This is a genomic window from Microbacterium sp. NPDC078428, assembly GCF_044542535.1.
In the GTDB taxonomy this organism is placed as follows: Bacteria; Actinomycetota; Actinomycetes; order Actinomycetales; family Microbacteriaceae; genus Microbacterium; species Microbacterium limosum.
Window position 1 is genome coordinate 155,662 of sequence record NZ_JBITUP010000002.1, and the last position, 22,151, is coordinate 177,812.

Genomic DNA, 22,151 nt, shown 5'->3' on the forward strand with positions numbered 1-22,151 from the left:
CCAGGGCACATGACCGAAGAACCGAAGATCATCGTCTGGACTAAGCCAGCGTGCGTGCAGTGCCGGCTCGTGAAGAACCGTCTCGCCGCGGCCGGAGTGCCGTTCGTTGAAGCCGACCTGACCGCGCCTGAGTCGGCGGCAGACCTCGAGCACTTCCGTGGGCTCGGTTACCAGTCGGCCCCGATCACCGAGTACGGCGGCACCGCGTTCCCCGGCTTCATGCCCGCCGAGGTCGATCGTGTCATCGCCGAATGGCGCGCCGCTCACCCGGTGACCGAGCCCGAGGTGCGCGCGTGACAGAGATCCTCGACACCGCGCTCGACGTTCACGCCGCCGGGCTGTCGGTCGTGCCTGTGGAGGCCGACGGGTCGAAGCGTCCCCGTGGCGCGTGGAAGCCGTACACGACGACCGCCGCGGACGAGCAGCAGCTGCGCGCCTGGTTCGGTAGCGACGTCGAGCAGGGCATCGGCCTGGTGACCGGGTTCGGGGACGTGGAGCTCCTCGAGGTGGAAGGCGTCGCGATGTCGATGATGGGCGACGTCGTCGAGCTCCTCGACGGGACGGGCCTGCGTCCGGTGTACGACCGGCTGGTAGCGGGGTGGTCGGAGCAGTCCCCGTCCGGCGGTCTGCATCTGATCTACCGGGTCGCGGGCGGCGCGGTGCCCGGGAATCAGAAAGTCGCGCAACGGCCGAAGACGGATGCGCCCTACCGGGAGACGCTCGCGGAGACACGCGGCACCGGCGGATTCGTGGTCCTCGCACCGTCCGCGGGTCGCGTGCACCCGACGGGCCGTCCGTGGGTGCGGCTGTCCGGGGGGCCGGCGACCCTCCCGACACTCACCCGTGAGGAGCGCGACCAGATCCACGCGGTGCTGCACGCGGCGCTCGACAGCATGCCCGACGAACAGCCGGCCGCGGCGGCAGGCCCGGTCGACGCGAAGTGGTCGACGACGTTCCAGACCGCCGCGGGCGACATCACCCCCGGCGACGACTTCGAAGCGAAGACCGACTGGGCGGACATTCTCGTCGGCTGGGTGCACGTGTTCACGCGCGGCGCGACCCGGTACTGGCGGCGCCCCGGGAAGAACGACGGGATCAGCGCGACGACGGGGCACGCGGGCGACCGTGACCGCCTGTACGTGTTCACGTCATCGACGGACTTCGAACCCGAGACGCCGTACACGAAGTTCGGTGCGCACGCGCTGCTGCAGCACCGAGGTGACCATGCAGCTGCGGCGAAGGCCCTCGCCGAGGCCGGGTTCGGTTTCCGGGCGCCGCGCGAGCTCACACCGGCCGCCGGGACTAGGACCACGTCGACGGGGACTCAGCTCGCCGTGCTTGCGACGGGCGCCGCGGCGGCGCCCGCGGCGGTGATCGGGTCGGATGGCGCGGACCTCACCGACGACGGCAACGCCCGCCTGCTCGTCGCCGAGTACTCGGGCACGATGCGGTACGTCCCCGACGCCGGGAAGTGGGTCACGTGGGAGGGCACCCGGTGGGCGTGGCACCCCGACGACGGGCCCGCGATCGAAGCGGCCCGCGACGTGATCCGCCGCATCCCATCCGACAACCCGCAGCTCGCGTCGCACCGACTCAAATCGATGTCGGCGCGGCGGATCGCGGACGCGGTGCGGTTGGCGCGCGCGAACCCGCCGATGCGGTTGGCGGCGTCGCAGTTCGACCGTCACCCGTGGCAGCTGAACACCCCGGGCGGGGTCGTGAACCTCCGCACCGGTGGGATCGCCGCGGCCACCCCGGCACTCTTCCACTCGAAGCAGACGACGGTCACCCCCGACTCAGGCATGCGGACACCGCTCTGGGACCAGTTCCTGAAGACGACGTTCCAGTCGAACGCGGGCATCGAACGGTACGTGCAACGCCTCGCCGGGCTGACGTTCGTCGGCGAGGTGCTCGAGCACGTGCTCCCGTTCCTTCATGGGCCCGGCGGCAACGGGAAGACGGTGTTCGCGGAGGTGCTGTCGACGATCGCCGGCGACTACGCGACCGAAGCGCCCCAGGGGTTCCTCGTCGCGGGACGCGACAAGCACGAGACGGAGCTCGCGAACCTGCAAGGCAGGCGCATGGTCGTCGGGTCGGAGGTGAACGAGAACACCCGGTTCGATGAGGCGAAGGTGAAGCTCCTGTCCGGTGGCGACAAGATCACCGCCCGGTTCATGCGGCAGGACTTCTTCACGTTCACCCCGTCGCACACCTTCTGGCTGCTGGGGAACTCGCAGCCGAAGGTCGAAACCGGCGGCGAGTCGTTCTGGCGGCGACTCCGGCTGATCCCGTTCACGCACACCGTGCCGGAATCGGACCGGATCGAGAACCTGCAGCAGCGGCTCGTCGACGAAGAGGGCCCGGGAATCCTCGCGTGGATCATCCAGGGCGCAGTGGACTATGCCGCGGACGGGCTCCGCACACCGAGCGACGTGCTCGCCGCGACCGACACGTACCGAGCGGAAGAGGACCACCTCGGCCGGTTCATCGACGACCGGTGCTCGACCGGCGGCGGCGACACGGCACGCGTGGAGATGGCCGAGCTGCGGCGCGCGTACGACACGTGGTGCCGTGAGCAGCACGAAGACGAACTATCTGCGCAGGCCTTCGGCCGGCAGCTGCGTCAACGGTTCGCGATCGGCACCGCCAAGTCGAACGGCCGCCGCTTCTACACCAACGTGATCCTCTACACGCCGGAGACGACCGCGGACAGCGACGACCCGCGCGAGCAGAACTGGTGGGACCGGTGACCGCGCGAGCGCCGCTCGCGGCCGTCTGCGCACGCTGCGGGGCGCGCGTGCTCGAGGTGCGGTGGGACCACTACTGGGACACCCTCATCGGCACCCCGCTGCTCGACCCCGTCGCGCTCGACCAGCAGCAGATCGTCGCGTGCGTAATCACACGAGTCCGGTTGTGGCAGCTGCAGCTCGACGCGCGCGGGTGGCGGACCAGCCATCGAGGCCCGTACTGGCCGCCGCACCCGGTCCCCGGTCATGTGCTGCCCGAGCACCGGTGCGGTCACGCGTGGGACGCGTTCCCCGTCGACCTCTCCGGCGACACCCCGACCTACCCCGACATTCCCCCGTTCTAGGAAGGACACCCCTCATGGCATTCACCCTCAGCGCGGTCACGACCACACCGTTCGTGACGATCGACCTCGAAGACGATGGAGCCGTCAGCATCGAGCTCACGGGCCCGCGAGCGATGCTCTCCTCATCGCAGGCCCGGCAGGTCGCTACGGCGCTGACCGACTATGCACGCGCCGCGGACGAGTACGCCGCCGAGCAGATCGGAGCCGGCGCGTGATCCGCGCGGCCGCGCCGGCGCCGCGGTGGAAGGTCGGCGACGCGGTGAACGTCGGGCGCATCCGGTGGCTGGTCCGCACGGTCGTCGACGATCGCGTCGAACTCGAAGCCGGGAACACCCCGACCGGTCTCTGGTGGCGCACCACCGTCGACCGGCTCCCCGCGAAGGCGCGAGCATGAACGCGGCGGATCTGCTCGACGATGGCTTCCCCCACGGCACCCCGGACGGGTACCGGACCGGATGCCACGGGTCAGCGTGCCCCGCACCGATCGCCTGCCGCGACGTGTACCGCCGCTACCAGGGCGACTACGCGTTCAAGCGGGCGCTCGATGGTGGCGCGACGGCCGTGGAGATTCTCGCTGCGGAGGAAGCGGAGCGCGAGGACGTGCGCCGCCGCGACCGGGAAGCGGCACGGCAGGCCCGCGCCGCCGAGACGCAGGCAGCTCGGGTGAAGCGCGCTCGAGCACCGAAACCGCCCCGACCGTCGGCGCTGGATCGGTTCGGCCCCGAGATCGCACGTCTGCACGGTGAGGGGCTGCTCGACCCTGCAATCGCGAGCGAGCTCGGCATGTCCCGGTCGCAGGTGGGTGTGCTGCGACGTCAGCTCGGCCTCGCCCCGCACCGTCGGCAGTATCGCCCGCCGCGCGTCGCCCGCCCGCGGGTCGACCGTCGACCCGACGTCGCACGTCTGCACGGGGAGGGCTTCCGCGACGACGCGATCGCTGAACGGCTCGGGCTAGCACGCGCGTACGTGGCCGTGCTGCGCCGCGAACTGCTCCTGCCGCCGCACCCTCTGCCGAACCGGCCGAAGAAGGAGCGCGTGTACGTGCCGCGGGACGACCGACGCCCCGACGTTGCCGCCGCGCACGCGGACGGGATCACGGACCGGCAGATCGGTGAGCGCATCGGCCTGTCCCGGAGCGAGGTGGGCAGGCTGCGCCGCGACCTCGGGTTGACAGCGAACGCGGGCCCCCGCGCCGCCACGACACGCGAAGTGCTCCCGTGCGGCACGAACGCCTCCTACGCCCGCGGATGCCGGTGCGACGCCTGCCACCAAGCGCAACGCGAGTACTACCGCGAATGGCAGCGCAGGAAGCGCGCAGAAGGAATCCCCGCCGAGCACCACGGCACCCCCTACGGGTACCAGCTCGGATGCCGCGGACGGAAAGCATGCCCCGCGGAGACGTCCTGCACTGACGCGATGCTCGCCGAGGAACGCCGGCGCCGCCGTGAGGCCGGCATCCCCGCCGCCCCCACCCGGGTGCCCGCCGCGCCGATCCGTGACCACGTGCGAGCGCTCATGGCCGACGGCATGAGCGTGCTGACGATCGCGGACACCGCGCAGGTGTCCCGCAGCGGCCTCAAGACCCTCCTCTACGGGCGCTCCGGCGACCGGAAGGGGCACTTCCCCGCCGAGATCGAAGCTGACAAGGCGCAGCGCCTCCTCGCGCTGGAGAGGACGGCGTCATGAACGACACGCTGCACATGATCACCGTCGACGAGCAAGCCGAAATCGACTACCGGCGGTGGGTCGACTCCTGGCTCTACCACCTGGACCAGATCCCACCGCTCCTCGAAACCACGATGCTGCTCGCCGCGCCCCGAGTCGGCGTCTCCCGCGGCGGGTCACGGTTCGACCGCCCACAGGTCACCGGCGGCGGGTACATCGACAACATCCCCATCACCGACACATCCACGACCGTCGACGCCGACCTGCTGTGGGCGACCCTGCACGCCTACCTGCACGCCGTCGCGACGAAAGCAGGGAATCTGCCTCCGCTCGCAGAACACGACCGCCTCTGGAACACCACCACCCCCACAGCACCACCCGACGCGCGAGCCCGCGCGATCGAAGCGACCGGGTGGCTCGCGGACCTCGTCGAGCATGTCGTCGACTGGCCCGAGCTCGCACCTCTCGAAGACGAGCTGTTCGCGCTGATCCGCCGCATGAAGGGCCGGTACCGGTCGGCGGGTACCGCACGCCGTGCGAGGCCGCGGGCGTGCGCGACGTGCGGGGAGGTCGCGGTGGTCGTGGATTGGGTGACGCCGGGGAACGGGTCCCCGAAGCCGGTGCAGGTCGGCGTCTGCCGGGTCTGCGGCCAGCAGTACGCAGGGCCCGCATGACGCAACTCACCTACCGCGAGGCGGCCCGTCGCGTGCGACGCACGATCCGCACGATCAACCGGTGGCGATCCCGCGGCATGCCAATGACGTGGGACACCCGCGACGGCCAGAGGGTGCGCGTCGTAGACGAATCGGTACTCCTCGCCTGGTGGCGCGCTCGCCTCAGCGCCGACCCGGTGCACCAACAACGCATCCGGCTGCTGCGCAACACGCCCGAGAGTGGGGACCTTGCGGTCGGGGAATAGGTGAGACATGCTGGGCGTACTTCTCAACGTGCATCGACCGCAGGGTACACGTCCGCGGAAACGACAAAAGCCCCCGACCGAAGTCGGGGGCTGATGCCTAATCAGTCGATCGAAATTACGCTGCTGCAACAGCTTCGATCAGGAAACGGAACGCGCATTCTCCCTTGCGGTCGATGCACGGCGGGAAGGTCGCTCCACGTTCGTGGAAGCTGACGATCCCATACTGGTCAGCCCACGTTCCGTCGAACGGGACGCGCTGGCCGGTCTTCCAGGTGCCGTCTGGCCCCTGCGGGAAGTGCTTTGTCATGGCGGGGTACCTCCTTTCGTCGCCATCTGCCCCGATGCGGATGCCGGGGACAACGGGCGAAGGGCCCTCGCGAGTGTGCGCGAGAGCCCTTCGAGTGGGGTTGCCGAGGAGGGCGACTGGATCGTCGCGCGGCGACGGTGTCGATGAACTGTGGGCAATTCGTGGGCAAGCGTGGCGCCGGGCGCCTCGCGCCTCATTCCAGTGCTGCGAATATTCATCTCCACCTCCTCGGATAAATCGCTTCTCATCGGGGACTTTAGAAGTCCCAGTCGTCGTCTTCCGTGGCCTCGGCCTTGCCGATGACGTACGACGAGCCCGACCCCGAGAAGAAGTCGTGGTTCTCGTCGGCGTTCGGGGAGAGGGCCGAGAGGATGGCGGGGTTCACGTTCGTGACGCTCGAGGGGAACATCGCCTCGTAGCCCAGGTTCATGAGGGCCTTGTTGGCGTTGTAGTGCAGGAACTTCTTCACGTCCTCGGTCAGCCCGACGCCGTCGTAGAGGTCCTGCGTGTACTGCACCTCGTTGTCGTAGAGCTCGTACAGCAGCGAGAACGTGTAGTCCTTGATGTCGTCTCGCTCGGCCTGCGTGGCCTGCTCGAGCCCCTTCTGGAACTTGTAGCCGATGTAATAGCCGTGCACGGCCTCGTCGCGGATGATGAGGCGGATGAGGTCGGCCGTGTTGGTCAGCTTCGCCCTCGACGACCAGTGCATCGGCAGGTAGAAGCCCGAGTAGAACAGGAAGCTCTCGAGCAGGGTCGAGGCGACCTTGCGCTTGAGCGGGCTCTCGCCGCGGTAGTACTCCATGACGATCTGAGCCTTCTTCTGAAGGTTCGGGTTCTCCACCGACCAGCGGAACGCCTCGTCGATCTCCTTCGTCGAGCACAGCGTCGAGAAGATCGACGAGTAGCTCTTGGCGTGCACCGACTCCATGAACGCGATGTTCGTGTAGACGGCCTCCTCGTGCGGAGTGATCGCGTCGGGGATGAGCGAGACGGCGCCGACGGTGCCCTGGATCGTGTCGAGCAGGGTCAGGCCCGTGAACACCCGCATCGTGAGCACCTGCTCCTCGGGGGTAAGGGTGTTCCACGACTGGATGTCGTTGGAGAGCGGCACCTTCTCGGGCAGCCAGAAGTTGTTCACGAGACGGTTCCACACCTCGAGGTCCTTCTCGTCCTGGATGCGGTTCCAGTTGATCGCCTGCACGTGACTGAGCAGCTTCAGGCTTTCGGGAGGGGTCATGAGCGGTCCTTGTGATCGATCGAGGAGAGCGAAACGAGACGGATGACGCGGGTCACAGCATGCACGAGACGCACTCGGACATGTCGGTGCCCTCGAGCGCGAGCTGGCGCAGCCGGATGTAGTAGATCGTCTTGATGCCCTTGCGCCACGCGTAGATCTGAGCCTTGTTGATGTCGCGCGTCGTGACGGTGTCCTTGAAGAACAGCGTCAGCGACAGGCCCTGGTCCACGTGCTGCGTCGCGGCCGCGTAGGTGTCGATGACCTTCTCGTAGCCGATCTCGTACGCGTCCTGGTAGTACTCCAGGTTGTCGTTGGTCATGAAGGGCGCCGGGTAGTACACGCGCCCGAGCTTGCCCTCCTTGCGGATCTCGACCTTCGACGCGATCGGGTGGATCGACGACGTCGAGTTGTTGATGTACGAGATCGAGCCGGTGGGGGGCACGGCCTGCAGGTTCTGGTTGTAGATGCCGTGGGCCTGGATGGAGGCCTTCAGCTCGCGCCAGTCGTCCTGCGTCGGGATGTGCTTGCCGGCGAAGAGCTCGGCGACCTTGGCCGTCTCGGGCACCCACGCGCGATCGATGTACTTGTCGAAGAACTCGCCCGACGCGTACGTCGAGTCGGCGAAGCCCTCGAACGCGCGACCGCGCTCGATCGCGAGCTTGTTCGACGCGCGCAGCGCGTGGAAGAGCACCGTGTAGAAGTAGATGTTCGTGAAGTCGATGCCCTCTTCCGACCCGTAGTGCACCCGCTCGCGGGCGAGGTAGCCGTGCAGGTTCATCTGGCCGAGACCGATCGCGTGCGAGCGGTCGTTGCCGTCCTCGATCGAGCGGACCGAGGCGATGTGGCTCTGGTCGCTGACGGCGGTGAGGGCGCGGATGGCGGTCTCAACGGTGTCGCCGAGGTCGTCGGCATCCATCGACAGCGCGATGTTCATCGAGCCGAGGTTGCAGGAGATGTCCTTGCCGATCTCCGCGTAGGAGAGGTCCTCGTTGTACGTGGTCGGGGTGTTGACCTGCAGGATCTCGGAGCAGAGGTTGGACATGTTGATCCGGCCCTTGATGGGGTTGGCCCGGTTCACGGTGTCCTCGAACATCACGTAGGGGTAGCCCGACTCGAACTGGATCTCGGCGATCGTCTGGAAGAACTCGCGCGCGTTGATCTTCGTCTTCTTGATGCGGGCGTCGTCGACCATCTCGCGGTACTTCTCGGTGACCGAGATGTCGCCGAAGGGCACGCCGTACACGCGCTCGACGTCGTACGGCGAGAAGAGGTACATGTCCTCGCCGTTCTTGGCCAGCTCGAACGTGATGTCGGGGACGACGACACCGAGCGAGAGCGTCTTGATGCGGATCTTCTCGTCGGCGTTCTCGCGCTTGGTGTCGAGGAAGCGCATGATGTCGGGGTGGTGCGCGTTGAGGTACACGGCACCGGCGCCCTGACGGGCCCCCAGCTGGTTGGCGTAGCTGAAGCTGTCTTCGAGCAGCTTCATGACCGGGATGATGCCCGAGGACTGGTTCTCGATGTGCTTGATCGGCGCACCCGACTCGCGGATGTTCGACAGCAGGAGGGCGACGCCGCCGCCGCGCTTGGACAGCTGTAGCGCGGAGTTGATGCCGCGGGCGATCGACTCCATGTTGTCTTCGATGCGCAGGAGGAAGCACGAGACCAGCTCGCCGCGCTGGGCCTTGCCCGCGTTGAGGAAGGTGGGGGTGGCGGGCTGGAAGCGGCCGGAGATGATCTCGTCGACGAGGCTCTCGGCGAGCTTCTCGTCGCCGTCGGCCAGGAAGAGCGCCGTCATCACCACGCGGTCCTCGAAGCGCTCGAGGTACCGCTTGCCGTCGAAGGTCTTCAGCGTGTAGCTCGTGTAGTACTTGAACGCGCCGAGGAAGGTCTCGAACCGGAACTTCTTGTCGTAGGCGCGGTCGTTGAGCCGCTGGATGAAGTCGAACGAGTACTTCTCCAGCACGGCCGGCTCGTAGTACTGCTTCTCGACGAGGTAGTCCAGGCGCTCCTTGAGGGAGTGGAAGAACACCGTGTTCTGGTTCACGTGCTGCAGGAAGTACTCCCTGGCGGCGCGCTTGTCGGCGTCGAACTGGATCTTGCCGTCCGCTCCGTACAGGTTGAGCATCGCGTTCAGCGAGTGGTAATCCAGCCCGTCGAACGCGGCGTCGTGCTTGAAGGTCGGGGCCTCGGTCAGTGCAGCTTCCACCATCGTTCCAATCCGTCGCTCACGCGATCGATGTCATCCGACGTGCCGAATAGTTCGAGCCGGTACAAGTGCGGCACGTGGCACTTGCGGCTGATGATGTCACCGGCGAGACAGAAGGACTCGCCGAAGTTCGTGTTGCCTGCGGAGATCACGCCCCGCAGCTGGGCCCGGTTGGCCTCGTCGTTGAGGAACCGGATGACCTGCTTCGGCACGGCGCCCTTCTCGACGCCCCTGCCCTCTCCCCCGCCGTAGGTGGGGGTCACGAGCACGAACGGCTCGTCGACCCGCAGTGCCGGCTCGGAGGAGTGCAGCGGGATGCGCCGGGCAGGGAGCCCAAGCTTCTCGATGAAGCGCGCAGTGTTACCGGAGACGCTCGAGAAGTAGACCAGCAGGGGCGCCCGCGTCGCGACGGCGGTCATGCGCCTCCCCTTCCCTCGAAGGGCCGGTATGTGCGGGGGTCGAAGAGCCTGTGCGCGCCTCAGGCGAGGCGCGACGCGAGCTCGTCGATCTTGTCGGGACGGAATCCCGACCAGTGGTCCTCGTCGGTGATGACGACGGGCGCCTGCAGGTAGCCGAGCGACTTGACCTGCTCGAGCGCGCCGGCATCCTGCGACAGGTCGAGGACGTTGTATTCGATGCCTTTGGAGTCGAGCGCACGGTACGTGGCGGTGCACTGGACGCAGGAGGGCTTGGTGTAAACGGTGATCGCCATGACGGCCTTTCATCCCCTTGATCGCGGACTGGTTCTGTTGGTCTGGCCGGCGTCCCCCCACCGGGAGTCCAATACTACATATGGGGACGGACATCGGGTGCCACCACAAGGGCTAGTAGTTACATCCGTGTCATTTTCCACCGGTTCCTCTAGATACAACACAGGTTGTCCACCGTTTCATCCACAATCGCCACCCCGATCCCGTGGCCCCATCGGCCCGGAAAATCGCGGCGCGAGGATGCCGCGGCAAGATCTGTCCACAGCCGCGAACCTAATCGCGGCATCCGACATCGATCTGCCTGTGGAAAGCCGCCCCCGGCGTGTCGCGCCCCTCGCGCCACGACCTCCGCGACGCGCACCGTCGACCTCTCTCGCACACCCCTCGGGGGCCGCTTACGATGGATGCTCGTGGGCGCCTACCGTGATCTGCTGCGCACGCCGGGCGTCGGCCGCATCATCGCCGCACAGCTGACGGCGCGCTTCCCCAATGGGATGATGTCGCTCGGCCTCCTGCTGCACGTCGAGCACATCACGGGCTCCTACGGCGCCGCGGGGTTGGTGCTCGCCGCGACCTCGGTCGGCCAGGCGGTCGCAGGGCCGGTCACGAGCCGTTGGATGGGCGTGTGGGGCATGCGGCGCGTGCTCACCCTCACGATGCTCGTGTGCGCCCTCGCGATCACGGCGATCGCGCTCATCGCGATGCCCGTCCCCGCGTACATGGCGTTCGGCCTGCTCGCGGGGCTCGCCACTCCTCCGGTCCAGTCGGCCGTACGCACGATCTACCCGAAGATGGTGAACTCCCGGCAGCTGACGCCGCTGTTCTCCCTCGATGCGTCGCTGCAGGAGCTCATCTGGGTCTTCGCCCCCGTCGTCATCACGTTCGCGGCCCTCCAGGCGGGCACGACCCCCGCGCTCATCCTCGTCGTCGCGATCCTCCTCGGCGGCTGCACGTGGTTCATCGCGTCTCCCGAGCTCGGTCGCGTGCGCATCCCGCGCAGCCGCCGGTCGATCGGCAAGGTGCTCGCGAAGCCGCCCGTCCTGCTCGGCACGGTCATCGGATTCCTCCTCATCGGCGCGTGCGCGGCCGTCGAGGCGGGCGTCGTGGCGAGCTTCGGCCACGGCGGTTTCGAGGCGGGGATCATCCTCGCCCTCTTCGCCGTCGGCAGCCTCGCGGGCGGGCTCTCGTTCGGGCACCTCCCGATCGGCTCGTGGGCCATGGCGCGTCGCATGGCGATCGTCACGATCGGGCTCGTGCTCACCACGGTCTCCCTCAACGCATTCTGGCTCGGCGGCACCCTCATCATCGCGGGCATCGGAATCGCGCCCGCCCTCGCGGTGATCTTCGCCATCACGAGCGCCAGCGTGAAGTTCAGCGACACCGCCGAGGCATACGGCTGGATCGGCACGGGCCAGCTCATCGGCGCCGCCGCCGGGTCGGCCATCGCCGGCTTCCTCATCGACGGGATGGGCCCCGGCGGTGCGTACTGGGCCGCCGCCGCCTTCGCCGCGGTCGGCGTGCTCGTCTCCGTCGCGTGGGCGCGCTCGTTCCCCGACCTGCGGGGGCGCGATGCCAGCCCCCTCCCCGACACGGAGCCCGTGCCGACCATCACCTGAGCCCGCGGGGGCGCGATGCCCTCCCTCCCCGACACGGAGCCCTTGCCGACGATCACGCGATCCCGCGGCTCCGCGACCCGCTTCAGCGGATGCGCATCAGCATCGCCCGCACCGCCATCGCATAGGCGTCGGCGGGCTCGGGATGCTCGTACACCCTGCGCTCCCCCGCGATCTCGACCTCGACCTCGTGGGTGTCGGGAAGGCGTCGCAGAGCACGGAACGCGCCGCGGAGCATCTCCCGCAGCTGGTCTTCGCGCGGCAGCCACAGCGCCTCCTCGAGCGCTACGGAATCCAGCGCCCACTCGGTCGTGCCGTTGAAGGCGAGGATCGTGCCCGTCGGGTAGGCCCGCGGCTCGATCGTCATCTCGCTGACGGTGAAGATGTCGGCCTCGAACTCGGGCTCGTCGAGCTGGAAGCGGTCGCCCGAGGCGGGGCGCCACACGAGCCCGGCGTCCCGCAGCGCCCGCGCCATGTCGCTCGAGATCACTCCGTCATTCTCTCCCGGGTCCGCGGGCCCGGGGCCGCGGATGCCGCACCGGCCGACCCCGGCGCCCCATCCGCTTCGTAGGCTTGCGGAATGACTTCGCCGCTCACGCTCCCCCGCCTCTCGTGGGGTCACCCCGCCGCCGCCCGCCGCGCCCTGCTCGTGCACGGGCTCGGCTCCTCCGGCGCCCTGATGTGGCGCGTCGGCACGGCGCTCGCCGACGCGGGCTGGCACGCCACCGCCGTCGACCTGCGCGGCCATGGCAGCGCACCGCGGGCGCTCGACTACACCGTCGCCGCGTACGCCTCCGACCTCGTCGCGACCGCGCCCGAGGGCGGCGGCGCGTGGGACGTCGTCATCGGGCATTCGCTCGGCGGCGCGGCATCCGTCGTCGCGAGCGCCGCGCATCCCCTGTGGGCCGCGCGCCTCGTGCTCATCGATCCCGGCATCGTCGTCGCGGGGCGCGACAGCGAGATCGTGCGCAACAGCCAGCAGCGCGCGTTCGCCGACACCTCCGAGGACGCCGTGCGGGCGGAGCACCCCGACTGGCACCCGCACGACATCGAGCTGAAGGCGCTGGCGGCGCAGCAGGCCAGCCGCTGGGCGGTGGAGCAGACGAGCGCGCAGAACATGCCGTGGGATGTCTCGGCCGCAGCGCGCCAGGTGGCCGTCCCCACCCACGTGCTCGGCGCCGACCCCGCCGTCTACAGCCTGTTCACCGGCGAGGTCGCCGAAGGAATCCTGGCGTCTAATCCGCGGTTCACCCATGCGATCGTTCCCGGCGCGGGCCACTCGCCCCACCGGGACGAGCCCGACGAGACGATGCGCATGCTTCTGGAGATCCTCGCGTGACCGACCACACCACGATGCCCCCGTTCGACGCCGCCGATCATCTGCCCGACGAGCTGATCGAGCGCATCCGCGCCCGCGCGGCCCGCCACGACGCCGAGAACACGTTCCCGCACGACGACCTCGACGACCTGCGGTCGGCGGGCTACCTCGGGATCCTCGTGCCGCAGGACCGCGGCGGAGCCGGGCTGGGCCTCGCCGAGGCGGCGATCCTGCAGCAGCGGCTCGCCGGGGCATCCCCCGCCACGGCGCTCGCGGTGAACATGCACCTCGTGTGGACGGGAGTCGCCAAGGTGCTGCGCGACCGCGGCATCGACGACCTCGCCTTCGTGCAGGAGGGCGCCGCGGCGGGCGAGGTGTTCGCCTTCGGGATCAGCGAGGCCGGCAACGACCTCGTGCTGTTCGGCAGCGACACGGATGCCGCCCCCCTCGCCGACGGCGGATATGCCTTCACCGGTACGAAGATCTTCACCTCCCTCTCGCCGGCGTGGACGCAGCTGGGTCTGCACGGCCTCGACACGTCGTCGCCCGAGGGGCCGCGGCTCGTCTACGCCTTCGTTCCGCGATCGGCCGAGTCGGAGGGCACGATCGAGGTGCGCGATGACTGGGACACCCTGGGGATGCGCGCGACGCAGAGCCGCACGACGGTGCTCTCCGGCGCCGTCGCACCCGCCGACCGCGTCGTGCGGTTCGTGCCGCCGGGGCCGAACCCCGACCCCCTCGTGTTCGGTATCTTCAGCGTCTTCGAGGTGCTCCTGGCGTCGGTGTACACCGGCGTCGCGCGCCGTGCGCTCGACGTCGCCGTCGCGACCGCCGGCGCACGCACGTCGAAGAAGACCGGGAAGACCTACGCGCAGGACCCCGACATCCGGTGGCGCATCGCCGACATGGCGCTCGCGTACGACGCCCTGCCGCCGCAGATCGCCTCTCTCGCCGCCGACGTCGACGCGCTCGCCGACCACGGCGCGCGCTGGTTCTCGCTGCTGGCGGGGCTCAAGCACCGCGCCACCGCGACCGCGAAGCGCGTGGTGGATGACGCGATGCTCGTCGCGGGCGGATCCTCGTACTTCACCCGCTCCGAGCTCTCGCGTCTCTACCGCGACGTGCTCGCCGGGGCGTTCCACCCCTCCGACCCGGAGTCGGCGCACGCGACCCTTGCCTCCGCGTGGCTCGGTCCGATCGAGTCCTGACAGCCGCGCCCCGCGCCCGGCAGCGCGCGCTCAGCGCCCGTCGAAGTCGAAGGCCTTCAGCAGTTCCGCGACGGCCTGCTCCCGCCCGTCGCCGCCCTGCTCGAACATCTCGCTGACGTGGGTGCGCAAGTGGTTCTCCAGCAGCAGGCGGTTGAGGGATTCAAGGGCCCGCTCGATCGCGCGCGACTGCGCGATGATGTCCATGCAGTAGTCCTCGTTCTCGATCATCTTGGTCAGGCCGCGCAGCTGGCCCTCCAGGATGCTCGTGCGGTGAAGGGCTCGGCGGCGGATGTCCTCGATCACGCCGCAAGGCTACCCTCCGGCCGACGCGCGCGGCGGTCCGGACGACGGCCCGGGCGCCGCACCCCCGTGCGAGGATGACCGGGTGACGCCGACCCCCACCCACCTCCTCACCCCCGCAGATCGCGAGCGCCGCCGCGCGCTGCGCGTGATGAAGGGCGTGGCGCTCGGCGCTCTGCTGGGGATGGCCGTCGTCTTCGTCATCGCCTTCACCCTGCAGGAGGAGGTGCCGTGGCTCGGCTACGTGCGGGCGGCCGCGGAGGGCGGGATGGTCGGCGCGCTGGCCGACTGGTTCGCGGTCACGGCGCTGTTCCGGCATCCCCTCGGCCTGCCCATCCCCCACACCGCGATCATCCCGCGACGCAAGGACGAGATCGGGCGCACGCTCGGGGAGTTCGTCGAGACCAACTTCCTCTCGGCCGACATCGTGCGGGGCAAGCTGGAGCAGATCGGCGTCTCCGACCGCGTCGGGGCCTGGCTGTCGCGGCCCGAGCACGCCGAGCGCGTCGCCTCGGAGGGGGCGACGCTCGCGGCGAGCGTGCTGCGAGCGCTGAGCGACGACGACGTGCAGTCGCTCGTCGCCGACCTGGCGCGTGAGCACCTCGTCGAACCGGAGTGGGCCCCCGCCGCCGGCTCCTGGCTCGAGCGCATCGTCGAGGCGCGCGCGCACCACGGCGCGGTCGACCTCGCCGCCGACAGCATCGCGACCTGGCTGGACACCAACCGCGACGCCTTCACGGGGCTCGTCTCGCGCCGGCTGCCGTCGTGGGTCCCGAGCGTCGCGCTGCGTCTGGTCGACGACACCGCCTACAGCGAGGCCGTGAAGTTCGTCGCCGCGGTGCGCGCCGACCGCCGGCATCCGGCCCGCCTGGCGATCGACGGCTACCTCGACCGCCTCGCCGCGAACCTGCAGGGCGACCCCGACACGATCGCGCGCTTCGAGAGCGCGAAGGCCTCGGTGTTCGACAGCCCGCGACTGCGCCGGATCGCCGCGGATGCCTGGAGCACCGCCAAGGGCGGGCTGCTCCGCTCCCTGGATGATCCCGGCAGCGGTCTGCGGATGCGGGCCCAGCAGATCCTCGTGGAGCTCGGTGAGCGCCTGCAGACCGACGAGGGGCTGCGGGTGCGGGTGGATGTCTGGGTGAGCGATGCCGCGTCGTTCGTCGTGGAGCGCTACCGCCACGACATCGCCTCGATCATCACCGACACGATCGAGCGCTGGGACCCCGCCGAGACGACGGAGAAGATCGAGCTGATGGTCGGCCGCGACCTGCAGTACATCCGCCTCAACGGCACGATCGTGGGCGCCCTCGCGGGGCTGGCGATCTACACGATCGCGCACCTCGTGCTCGGGGGGCCCGGGGCATAGCCCCGCCGCGGCGCGGACACTAGCCTGGGTGCGTGGCCGAAGCATCCACCGATGTCGCGCTCTTCATCTACGGGACCCTCACGCTGCCCGTCGTGCAGCTCGAGACGTTCGGCCGGCTGCTCGGCGGCGACGACGACGCGCTCTCGGGCTACACCGTCGACTATCTCGACCGCGACGACCCCCACGCCGAGCTCACGGGCCACGGCGTGCACGCTGTGGTGCGCCACACCGGCAATCCGTTCGACAAGGTCATGGGCATCGTGACGATCGTCACGGAGGACGAGCTCGACGCCGCCGACGAGTACGAGATCGGCGCGTGTCGGCGCACGCTCGTGCGGCTGGACTCCGGCGCGAACGCGTGGACGTACGCGCCGCGCCCGTAGGGTGGGCGGATGAAGACGCTGGCCCTCGTACGGCACGCCAAGTCCAGCTGGGACCACCCCGGCCTCGACGACCACGACCGCACGCTGAACGAGCGGGGCTTCCGCGACGCGCCCGTCATGGCCGCGCGGCTGGCGGCGAGCGGGCTACGCCCCGGAGCGCTGCTCTCGAGCACCGCCGTTCGCGCGCGCACCACCGCCGCCGTCTTCGGAGAGGCGCTCGGGATCCAGCCCGATCTCGACGAGCGGCTCTACGGCGCGGCGCCGGGCACCCTGCTGCGCGTCGTCGCCGAGCGGGCGGATGACGCGGTCCTCGTCGTCGCGCACAACCCGGGTCTGACGGCGCTCGCGCAGCACTTCTCCGGCTTCCCCGCCGGCGCGGACGCGATCTCCCACATGCCCACGTGCGCCGTCGCGGTGTTCACGTTCGACGTGCCGACCTGGGACGACGTGGCAGGCGCCGTCCCGGCATCCTGGAGCTTCGACGCCCCTCGCGGCTGACACCCGGTGCGGTCAGTCGACCTTCGCGACGGTGCCCTCCGTGAGGCTCACGAGCTGGTCGAACGTGAGCGGGAACACGGTGTGGGGGGTGCCGCCGGCCGCCCAGATCTGCGGATACGCGGCGAGGTCCTCGTCGACGATCGTCGTGAGGCGGTCCGGGTGGCCCGTCGGGGCGACGCCGCCGATGGCCTGACCCGTCGCCTCGCGCACCTGATCGACACTGGCGCGGGTGATCGACCCTCGCCCGATCCGCTCCGCGAGGGCCGCGGTGTCGACGCGGTGCGCACCGCTGGTCATCACCAGCAGCGGCTCTCCGTCGCTCATGAACACCAGGCTGTTGGCGATGGCACCGACCTCTACGCCCAGCGCCGCCGCGGCGAGCACGGCGGTTGACGCGGCATCCGGCAGGACGACGATCCTCCCGGGAATGCCCGCTTCGGCGAGGCGGTCGGCGACGATTCGGCTGCGGGTAGGAAGGGGCGCGCTCACCCCGCCAGCCTAGGGCGCGCGGCGGCTCGGTCGCGGAGGCGTCCGTCGGCTTCGCGGCGTCCGGCCCTCTCCCCGGCCGAGGGCGATCGCCTTCGCCAACTCCGGCCCTCTGCTCGGCCGAGGGCGATTGCCGACGCGAGGGGCGGATGCCGCGATCCGGCCCTCTCCCGGGCAGACCCCCTCTCCCCGGCAGAGGAAAGCAGGAGGAACGCACGGGGTTGCAGCACTGGGGGGGATGCGCGGGTTCGCGCACGCGCAACCGCAAGGGCGCAGAACGGGACGAAACCCGGATAACGGTGGACCTGAGGGGATTCGAACCCCTGACCTCTTCATTGCGAACGAAGCGCGCTACCAACTGCGCCACAGGCCCGTGAACCTCCGTTAGGTTATCACGGCATCGGCGGCGTCTTCGTCACACGGGCCCCTCCACCCGCACCCTTCGAGACCGCCGCTAGGCCGTGCCCGTATCACCCCATCTGGGCGAACACAACCCGTTCCCGATTGCCGATCGGCACGCGCAGGATGGGGGGGACGCAAGACGAGAGGAGCCGTATATGGCCATCGGAGATAAGGCAAAGCACGCCGCCGAAGACGTCACCGGCAAGGCGAAGGAAGCGTTCGGCAAGGCGACCGACAACGAGAACCTCGAGGCGGAGGGCAAGGCCGATCAGGCCAAGGCCGACGCCAAGAAGGCCGGCGACAACGTCAAGGACGCCTTCGACCACAACTGAGTCGAGCTCCGACATCGTCGGCTGCGGCCCATCCCCTCGGGGGTGGGCCGCCTTCGCGTGCCCGAGGGGTCAGCCCGCGGCCCGGCGCTGCAGCAGCTGCCGGACGTGGGCTTCGATCTCGGCGTCGTCGACCGTGCCCATCGCGGAGTAGGGCGAGACGATCGGCTGCTGCGAGGCGCGCGCCGCGGCGAGCGACACGGGATCGGGCTGGAGACGCGCGGCCTGGGCCCGCAGGGCCTCCTCGCGCGCGGCGCGGCGCAGGGCCTCGTGCGCGGCCGCGGCATCCAGCTCGGCGGCCGCCCGGGAGCCCGCCGAGGAGACGAGCGGCTGGGGCAGCGAGCGGGGCGTCCATTCACGGGAGACCTGTTCCGGCAGCGCGACGTCCTGCACCTGGGGCTGCTCACGCTCACCGAGCATCGTGGGCGCGGCGCCGGCTTCGCGCATGCGTGCGCGCGTCGCCACCGCCGCCATCCGCTGGAGCACGGCGACGGACATCACGGCGAGCCCCGCACCCGACCACAGCAGCACCTGGCCGCCGGTCTGCACGGTCTGCCATACGCCCAGCCCGATCACGGCGAGCGCGGCGAAGAGCAGCGCAGTGGCGACGAGGCGCGCACGTCGGCGGGCACGGGCGCGGCGGGCTTGAGGAGCGTGGCGCGCGGCCTCGAGCTCGAGTCGCAGCTGCTCGAGTTCTGCGGCCTGCTTCTCGGACTGCAGGCGCTTGGCGAGCTTCTGCTGCTGCGCGGCGGTGCGGGCGGTCAGCTCCAGGCGCACCTCTTCGGGTGTCTCGCTGGTCTCGGCGAGCACACGGAGGGCCTGGTTGAGCCGCACGGCGTTGCGCTCGGCGGCATAGTACCGATGCCGGTTCTGCCATGTGGGCATGAGATACACCAGCCACAGCGCGACGGCGACCAGCACGATCACGCCGCCGCCGAGAACCTGCCCACCCATGGCGCCTACGGTATGCGAGCCGGGGCGATACCGACCGCATCCGCCCGCGTGTCGGGGCATGATCGCCTGAACGCGGATGCCGCGTCACACTCCCGGCGCGCTGGGCTCCCGGTCGGCCGGGGGCACGGTCGCGGCGTCGCGGGGTGCCTGCCCGCGCACCCACCGATCGAGCACGCCGTGCGGCACCTCCTCGCGGGTGAGCGCGAACGCGTAATGGTCGCGCCAGTCGCCGTCGATGTGGATGTATCGGCGCCGAAGACCCTCGTAGCGGAAGCCGAGTTTCTCCACGACCCGCAGGCTCGCCTGGTTCTCCGGGCGGATGCAGATCTCCATCCGGTGCAGCCGAAGGTCGGTGAAGCAGAGGTCGGTGGCCATCGCTACCGAGGTGGGCGTGATGGACTTGCCCGCGAAGCGCTCGCTGACCCAGTAGCCGATCGTCGCGCTCGAGAGCGACCCGCGCGCGATCCCCCACACGTTCAGCTGGCCGGCGACGAGTCCGTCGTACTCCATGACGAACGGCACGCCCAGACCGTCACGGTACTGCTGCAGCAGACGGCGGATGCCGAGGCGCATGTCGAACGAGACCGGCCCGTCCGGGCTCGTGGCCTCCCAGCGCTGCAGCCACGTGCGGTTGGACAGCAGCTCCTGCTGCAGCACCCGCGCGTCCTTCGCGCGGACGAGCCGGATCGACACGGGTCCGTGCGCGCGGGGCAGCTCCATCTCCATGTGCGCTCCCCTCGACCCGTGCGACGGGGCGTTACAGGCCCGCCGCGAACTCCTTGAACCAGGGACGCAGCTCGGGGCCCAGATCCTCGCGATCCGAGGCCAGCTGCACGATGGCCTTGATGTAATCAACCCTATCGCCGGTGTCGTAACGACGACCGCGGAACACGACGCCGAACACGCCGGGGCCCTCGGCATCCGCCGCCTGCTCCTCGAGCGCGTCGGTGAGCTGGATCTCGCCGCCCTTGCCGGGCTCGGTGTGCTCCAGCACGTCGAAGATCGCAGGGCTCAGCACGTAGCGGCCGATGATGGCGAGGTTGGAGGGGGCATCCTCCTTCGCGGGCTTCTCGACGAGGCCGGTGACCCGCACGACGTCGGGGTCGTCGGTGGCCTCGACGGCGGCCGCGCCGTAGAGGTGGATCTGCTCGGGGTCTACCTCCATGAGGGCGACGATCGACGCGCCGCGCTTGGTCTGCTCCTCGAGCATCTTCCCCAGGAGCGGGTCGCGATCGTCGATCAGGTCGTCGCCGAGCAGCACGGCGAACGGCATGTCGCCGACGTGCGCCCTCGCGCGCAGCACCGCGTGCCCGAGGCCCTTGGGCTCCCCCTGACGCACGAAGTGGATGTCGGCCATATCGGAGGAGGCCATGACCTTCTCGAGCTTGGAGGTGTCGCCCTTGGCGCGCAGCTTGTCCTCGAGCTCGGGGACGGAGTCGAAGTGGTTCGAGAGGTTGTTCTTGTTGCGGCCGATGATGATGAGCACGTCCTCGATGCCGGCCTGGACGGCCTCTTCCACGACGTACTGGATGGCCGGCTTGTCGACCACCGGAAGCATCTCCTTCGGCATCGCCTTGGTGGCGGGGAGGAAGCGTGTGCCGAGACCGGCTGCAGGGATGACGGCTTTGAACTTCGCTTCAGGCATGCGGATATCGTATCGGTCGCACGCACACCGATATGCCGCGCATGCTCGGTCTCGCCGCCGGTCGCCGCCGGTCTGCCCCCTCACCCCGCCTATGATGGTGCGCGTGTCGCACGACATCGACAACACCAAGCGGGCGCTTCGCGCCGACCTCCGCGAGCGACGCCAGACGCTCTCGCAGGCCCAGCTCGAACAGGCCGGGCAGGGCGTGAAGGCGCAGCTCGACGCGCTCGTCGAGCGCCTCGGCGCCCGATCGGTCTCATGCTTCCTGGCAACGTCCACCGAGCCCGACACGCGGCCGTTCGTCGACGGCGCCGTCGCCCGCGGCATCCGCGTGCTGCTGCCCGTGACGCGCGCCGACGGACTGCTGGACTGGGCCGTCGCGGAGAAGAACGGCGGCATCACCGAGGGGATGTTCGGCCTCCCCGAGCCCACGGGCGAGCTGCTCGGCCCGATCGCCGTCAACGACGTCGACCTCATGATCATCCCCGCCGCCGCCGTCGACGAGTCGGGCATGCGGCTCGGATGGGGCCGCGGATACTTCGACAAGACGATCGGCTCGATGGAGCGCTGCCCTCCCGTCTACGCCGTCATCTTCGACACCGAACTTCTCCCCGACGTACCGCGCGAGGTGCACGACCAGCCGGTCACCGGCATCGTCACTCCCGCCCGAACCCTCACCTTCGCGGCGAACGACCGCTGATCCAGGAGCCGACATGCCCACCTACGCCTATGCCTGCAAGAGCTGTGCCCATCGCTTCGACGCGGTGCAGTCCTTCGCCGACCCCGCCCTGACCGAGTGCCCCCAGTGCGGCGGCGAACTGCGCAAGCAGTACGGCTCGATCGGCGTCACCTTCAACGGCAGCGGCTTCTACCGCACCGACTCGCGCGCGGGCTCGTCCTCCGGCGGGTCGTCCACGACCTCCTCGTCAGGTTCGTCCGGCGGTTCGTCCTCGTCCTCGAAGGACTCCGGCGGCGGCTCGGGGGCTTCTTCGGCGGAATCGTCGTCCGGAGCGAAGGCCGCGCCTGCTCCCGCGGGATCCTGACTGCCGCACCGCCGAACGAAAGGAACGAGGAACCGAGCATGATCAAGGGCTTCAAGGAGTTCATCCTCCGCGGGAACGTCATCGACCTGGCCGTAGCCGTCGTCATCGGCGCCGCCTTCACCGCCGTGGTCAACGCGATCGTCGCGAGCATCATCAATCCGCTCGTGGCGATCTTCTATCAGCCGAACGAGTCGGGCGAGTTCGGCCCGACCATCACGGGCATCTACGGGCAGGACGTCACCTTCCCGCTGGGCTCGCTCATCAGCGCCGTCATCAGCTTCTTCGCCGTCGCGATCGTCGTGTACTTCGTGTTCGTCTACCCGATGAACCGCATCAAGGCGCGCGCCGCCGCCCGCGCGGGCCTCACCGAGGCCGCCGAGGAGCCGAAACTGCCCACCGAGCAGGAGATCCTCGTGCAGATCCGCGACCTGCTCGAGAAGCAGCAGACCACGAACCCGCGCTGAA

At 69.6% G+C, this 22,151-nt stretch carries 29 protein-coding genes and 1 tRNA gene; 18 read left to right on the plus strand and 12 right to left on the minus strand.

What is annotated here, in order from left to right; genetic code table 11:
* Positions 1-9: 9 nt before the first annotated feature.
* The 8 genes from ACIGCK_RS04920 to ACIGCK_RS04955 are packed head-to-tail and all read left to right on the plus strand — an operon-like array spanning position 10 to position 5,675.
* Entirely contained in the window at positions 10-297 is a 288-nt protein-coding gene (locus tag ACIGCK_RS04920) for a glutaredoxin family protein (protein ID WP_396664285.1), read from the plus strand.
* Positions 294-2,750, plus strand: coding sequence for a phage/plasmid primase, P4 family (locus tag ACIGCK_RS04925; RefSeq protein ID WP_396664287.1), 2,457 nt, complete (start codon positions 294-296; stop codon positions 2,748-2,750). Before ACIGCK_RS04920 ends, ACIGCK_RS04925 begins: the two co-directional genes overlap by 4 nt.
* Positions 2,738-3,091: a hypothetical protein gene (locus tag ACIGCK_RS04930; RefSeq protein WP_396664289.1), complete on the plus strand. Its 354-nt coding sequence runs from the start codon at positions 2,738-2,740 to the stop codon at positions 3,089-3,091. Before ACIGCK_RS04925 ends, ACIGCK_RS04930 begins: the two co-directional genes overlap by 13 nt.
* A gap of 14 nt (positions 3,092-3,105) precedes the next feature.
* On the plus strand, positions 3,106-3,306 hold the full coding sequence (locus tag ACIGCK_RS04935) for a hypothetical protein (RefSeq protein ID WP_396664290.1): 201 nt from the start codon (positions 3,106-3,108) through the stop codon (positions 3,304-3,306).
* Positions 3,303-3,485 carry a hypothetical protein gene (locus ACIGCK_RS04940; protein WP_396664292.1) on the plus strand — a complete coding sequence of 61 codons (183 nt, stop codon included), beginning with the start codon at positions 3,303-3,305 and terminating at the stop codon, positions 3,483-3,485. Before ACIGCK_RS04935 ends, ACIGCK_RS04940 begins: the two co-directional genes overlap by 4 nt.
* Positions 3,482-4,777 carry a hypothetical protein gene (locus ACIGCK_RS04945; protein WP_396664294.1) on the plus strand — a complete coding sequence of 432 codons (1,296 nt, stop codon included), beginning with the start codon at positions 3,482-3,484 and terminating at the stop codon, positions 4,775-4,777. Before ACIGCK_RS04940 ends, ACIGCK_RS04945 begins: the two co-directional genes overlap by 4 nt.
* Positions 4,774-5,430 carry a hypothetical protein gene (locus ACIGCK_RS04950; RefSeq protein ID WP_396664295.1) on the plus strand — a complete coding sequence of 219 codons (657 nt, stop codon included), beginning with the start codon at positions 4,774-4,776 and terminating at the stop codon, positions 5,428-5,430. Before ACIGCK_RS04945 ends, ACIGCK_RS04950 begins: the two co-directional genes overlap by 4 nt.
* Complete coding sequence (locus ACIGCK_RS04955) at positions 5,427-5,675, plus strand: hypothetical protein (RefSeq protein ID WP_396664297.1); 249 nt, start codon at positions 5,427-5,429, stop codon at positions 5,673-5,675. The genes ACIGCK_RS04950 and ACIGCK_RS04955 overlap by 4 nt, the downstream gene beginning before the upstream one ends.
* 115 nt (positions 5,676-5,790) lie before the next feature.
* On the opposite strand, the gene ACIGCK_RS04960 is transcribed toward ACIGCK_RS04955, so the two are convergent.
* The 5 genes from ACIGCK_RS04960 to nrdH form a co-directional block, all read right to left on the minus strand.
* Positions 5,791-5,982 (minus strand): hypothetical protein, encoded by a 192-nt coding sequence (locus ACIGCK_RS04960; RefSeq protein ID WP_396664298.1) that lies wholly within the window; start codon positions 5,980-5,982, stop codon positions 5,791-5,793.
* A gap of 256 nt (positions 5,983-6,238) precedes the next feature.
* Positions 6,239-7,219 carry a class 1b ribonucleoside-diphosphate reductase subunit beta gene (nrdF, locus tag ACIGCK_RS04965; RefSeq protein ID WP_330170151.1) on the minus strand — a complete coding sequence of 327 codons (981 nt, stop codon included), beginning with the start codon at positions 7,217-7,219 and terminating at the stop codon, positions 6,239-6,241.
* A 52-nt stretch (positions 7,220-7,271) separates the two neighbouring features.
* The gene (gene nrdE / locus ACIGCK_RS04970; protein ID WP_396664300.1) at positions 7,272-9,431 is read right to left on the minus strand and encodes a class 1b ribonucleoside-diphosphate reductase subunit alpha; all 2,160 of its coding nucleotides are present in this window, start codon (positions 9,429-9,431) and stop codon (positions 7,272-7,274) included.
* Positions 9,413-9,847 (minus strand): class Ib ribonucleoside-diphosphate reductase assembly flavoprotein NrdI, encoded by a 435-nt coding sequence (gene nrdI / locus ACIGCK_RS04975; RefSeq protein ID WP_330170153.1) that lies wholly within the window; start codon positions 9,845-9,847, stop codon positions 9,413-9,415. The genes nrdE and nrdI overlap by 19 nt, the downstream gene beginning before the upstream one ends.
* Before the next feature lie 59 nt (positions 9,848-9,906).
* On the minus strand, positions 9,907-10,140 hold the full coding sequence (gene nrdH, locus ACIGCK_RS04980) for a glutaredoxin-like protein NrdH (protein WP_330170154.1): 234 nt from the start codon (positions 10,138-10,140) through the stop codon (positions 9,907-9,909).
* Between the two features lie 408 nt (positions 10,141-10,548).
* Between nrdH and ACIGCK_RS04985 the strand changes: the two genes are divergently transcribed.
* Entirely contained in the window at positions 10,549-11,754 is a 1,206-nt protein-coding gene (locus ACIGCK_RS04985; RefSeq protein ID WP_396664303.1) for an MFS transporter, read from the plus strand.
* Between the two features lie 82 nt (positions 11,755-11,836).
* Here the strand turns inward: ACIGCK_RS04985 and ACIGCK_RS04990 are convergent, their stop codons facing one another.
* Positions 11,837-12,241 carry a pilus assembly protein CpaE gene (locus ACIGCK_RS04990; RefSeq protein ID WP_396664305.1) on the minus strand — a complete coding sequence of 135 codons (405 nt, stop codon included), beginning with the start codon at positions 12,239-12,241 and terminating at the stop codon, positions 11,837-11,839.
* A gap of 90 nt (positions 12,242-12,331) precedes the next feature.
* Between ACIGCK_RS04990 and ACIGCK_RS04995 the strand changes: the two genes are divergently transcribed.
* Positions 12,332-13,090 carry an alpha/beta hydrolase gene (locus ACIGCK_RS04995; protein ID WP_330170159.1) on the plus strand — a complete coding sequence of 253 codons (759 nt, stop codon included), beginning with the start codon at positions 12,332-12,334 and terminating at the stop codon, positions 13,088-13,090.
* A gap of 14 nt (positions 13,091-13,104) precedes the next feature.
* The gene (locus ACIGCK_RS05000; protein WP_396664709.1) at positions 13,105-14,277 is read left to right on the plus strand and encodes an acyl-CoA dehydrogenase family protein; all 1,173 of its coding nucleotides are present in this window, start codon (positions 13,105-13,107) and stop codon (positions 14,275-14,277) included.
* Between the two features lie 30 nt (positions 14,278-14,307).
* Here the strand turns inward: ACIGCK_RS05000 and ACIGCK_RS05005 are convergent, their stop codons facing one another.
* Positions 14,308-14,580, minus strand: a complete 273-nt coding sequence (locus ACIGCK_RS05005) for a metal-sensitive transcriptional regulator (RefSeq protein WP_396664308.1) — start codon at positions 14,578-14,580, stop codon at positions 14,308-14,310.
* Positions 14,581-14,662: 82 nt separating this feature from the next.
* Between ACIGCK_RS05005 and ACIGCK_RS05010 the strand changes: the two genes are divergently transcribed.
* The 3 genes from ACIGCK_RS05010 to ACIGCK_RS05020 are packed head-to-tail and all read left to right on the plus strand — an operon-like array spanning position 14,663 to position 16,827.
* Positions 14,663-15,946: a DUF445 domain-containing protein gene (locus ACIGCK_RS05010; RefSeq protein ID WP_396664309.1), complete on the plus strand. Its 1,284-nt coding sequence runs from the start codon at positions 14,663-14,665 to the stop codon at positions 15,944-15,946.
* Positions 15,947-15,978: 32 nt separating this feature from the next.
* Positions 15,979-16,329 (plus strand): gamma-glutamylcyclotransferase family protein, encoded by a 351-nt coding sequence (locus ACIGCK_RS05015; protein WP_396664311.1) that lies wholly within the window; start codon positions 15,979-15,981, stop codon positions 16,327-16,329.
* Between the two features lie 9 nt (positions 16,330-16,338).
* Positions 16,339-16,827: a SixA phosphatase family protein gene (locus ACIGCK_RS05020; RefSeq protein WP_396664312.1), complete on the plus strand. Its 489-nt coding sequence runs from the start codon at positions 16,339-16,341 to the stop codon at positions 16,825-16,827.
* A 12-nt stretch (positions 16,828-16,839) separates the two neighbouring features.
* On the opposite strand, the gene ACIGCK_RS05025 is transcribed toward ACIGCK_RS05020, so the two are convergent.
* Together ACIGCK_RS05025 and ACIGCK_RS05030 are read right to left on the minus strand one after the other, a co-directional pair.
* Positions 16,840-17,316, minus strand: a complete 477-nt coding sequence (locus ACIGCK_RS05025) for a YbaK/EbsC family protein (RefSeq protein ID WP_330170165.1) — start codon at positions 17,314-17,316, stop codon at positions 16,840-16,842.
* Positions 17,317-17,613: 297 nt separating this feature from the next.
* Positions 17,614-17,686 (minus strand) — tRNA-Ala (locus tag ACIGCK_RS05030).
* Between the two features lie 184 nt (positions 17,687-17,870).
* On the opposite strand from ACIGCK_RS05030, the gene ACIGCK_RS05035 reads away from it, so the two are divergent.
* Entirely contained in the window at positions 17,871-18,047 is a 177-nt protein-coding gene (locus ACIGCK_RS05035; protein WP_396664314.1) for a CsbD family protein, read from the plus strand.
* 69 nt (positions 18,048-18,116) lie between these two features.
* Here the strand turns inward: ACIGCK_RS05035 and ACIGCK_RS05040 are convergent, their stop codons facing one another.
* The 3 genes from ACIGCK_RS05040 to galU form a co-directional block, all read right to left on the minus strand.
* Positions 18,117-18,998, minus strand: coding sequence for a hypothetical protein (locus ACIGCK_RS05040; protein ID WP_396664316.1), 882 nt, complete (start codon positions 18,996-18,998; stop codon positions 18,117-18,119).
* A gap of 84 nt (positions 18,999-19,082) precedes the next feature.
* On the minus strand, positions 19,083-19,724 hold the full coding sequence (locus ACIGCK_RS05045) for a GNAT family N-acetyltransferase (protein WP_396664318.1): 642 nt from the start codon (positions 19,722-19,724) through the stop codon (positions 19,083-19,085).
* Between the two features lie 31 nt (positions 19,725-19,755).
* Entirely contained in the window at positions 19,756-20,643 is an 888-nt protein-coding gene (gene galU, locus ACIGCK_RS05050; protein ID WP_396664319.1) for a UTP--glucose-1-phosphate uridylyltransferase GalU, read from the minus strand.
* A 94-nt stretch (positions 20,644-20,737) separates the two neighbouring features.
* Here galU and ACIGCK_RS05055 point away from each other — a divergent pair, with 94 nt between their 5' ends.
* The 3 genes from ACIGCK_RS05055 to mscL are packed head-to-tail and all read left to right on the plus strand — an operon-like array spanning position 20,738 to position 22,150.
* The gene (locus ACIGCK_RS05055; protein ID WP_396664711.1) at positions 20,738-21,343 is read left to right on the plus strand and encodes a 5-formyltetrahydrofolate cyclo-ligase; all 606 of its coding nucleotides are present in this window, start codon (positions 20,738-20,740) and stop codon (positions 21,341-21,343) included.
* A 13-nt stretch (positions 21,344-21,356) separates the two neighbouring features.
* Positions 21,357-21,686 (plus strand): FmdB family zinc ribbon protein, encoded by a 330-nt coding sequence (locus ACIGCK_RS05060; RefSeq protein WP_396664321.1) that lies wholly within the window; start codon positions 21,357-21,359, stop codon positions 21,684-21,686.
* A 38-nt stretch (positions 21,687-21,724) separates the two neighbouring features.
* Positions 21,725-22,150: a large conductance mechanosensitive channel protein MscL gene (gene mscL / locus ACIGCK_RS05065; protein ID WP_330170173.1), complete on the plus strand. Its 426-nt coding sequence runs from the start codon at positions 21,725-21,727 to the stop codon at positions 22,148-22,150.
* Position 22,151 lies beyond the last annotated feature (1 nt).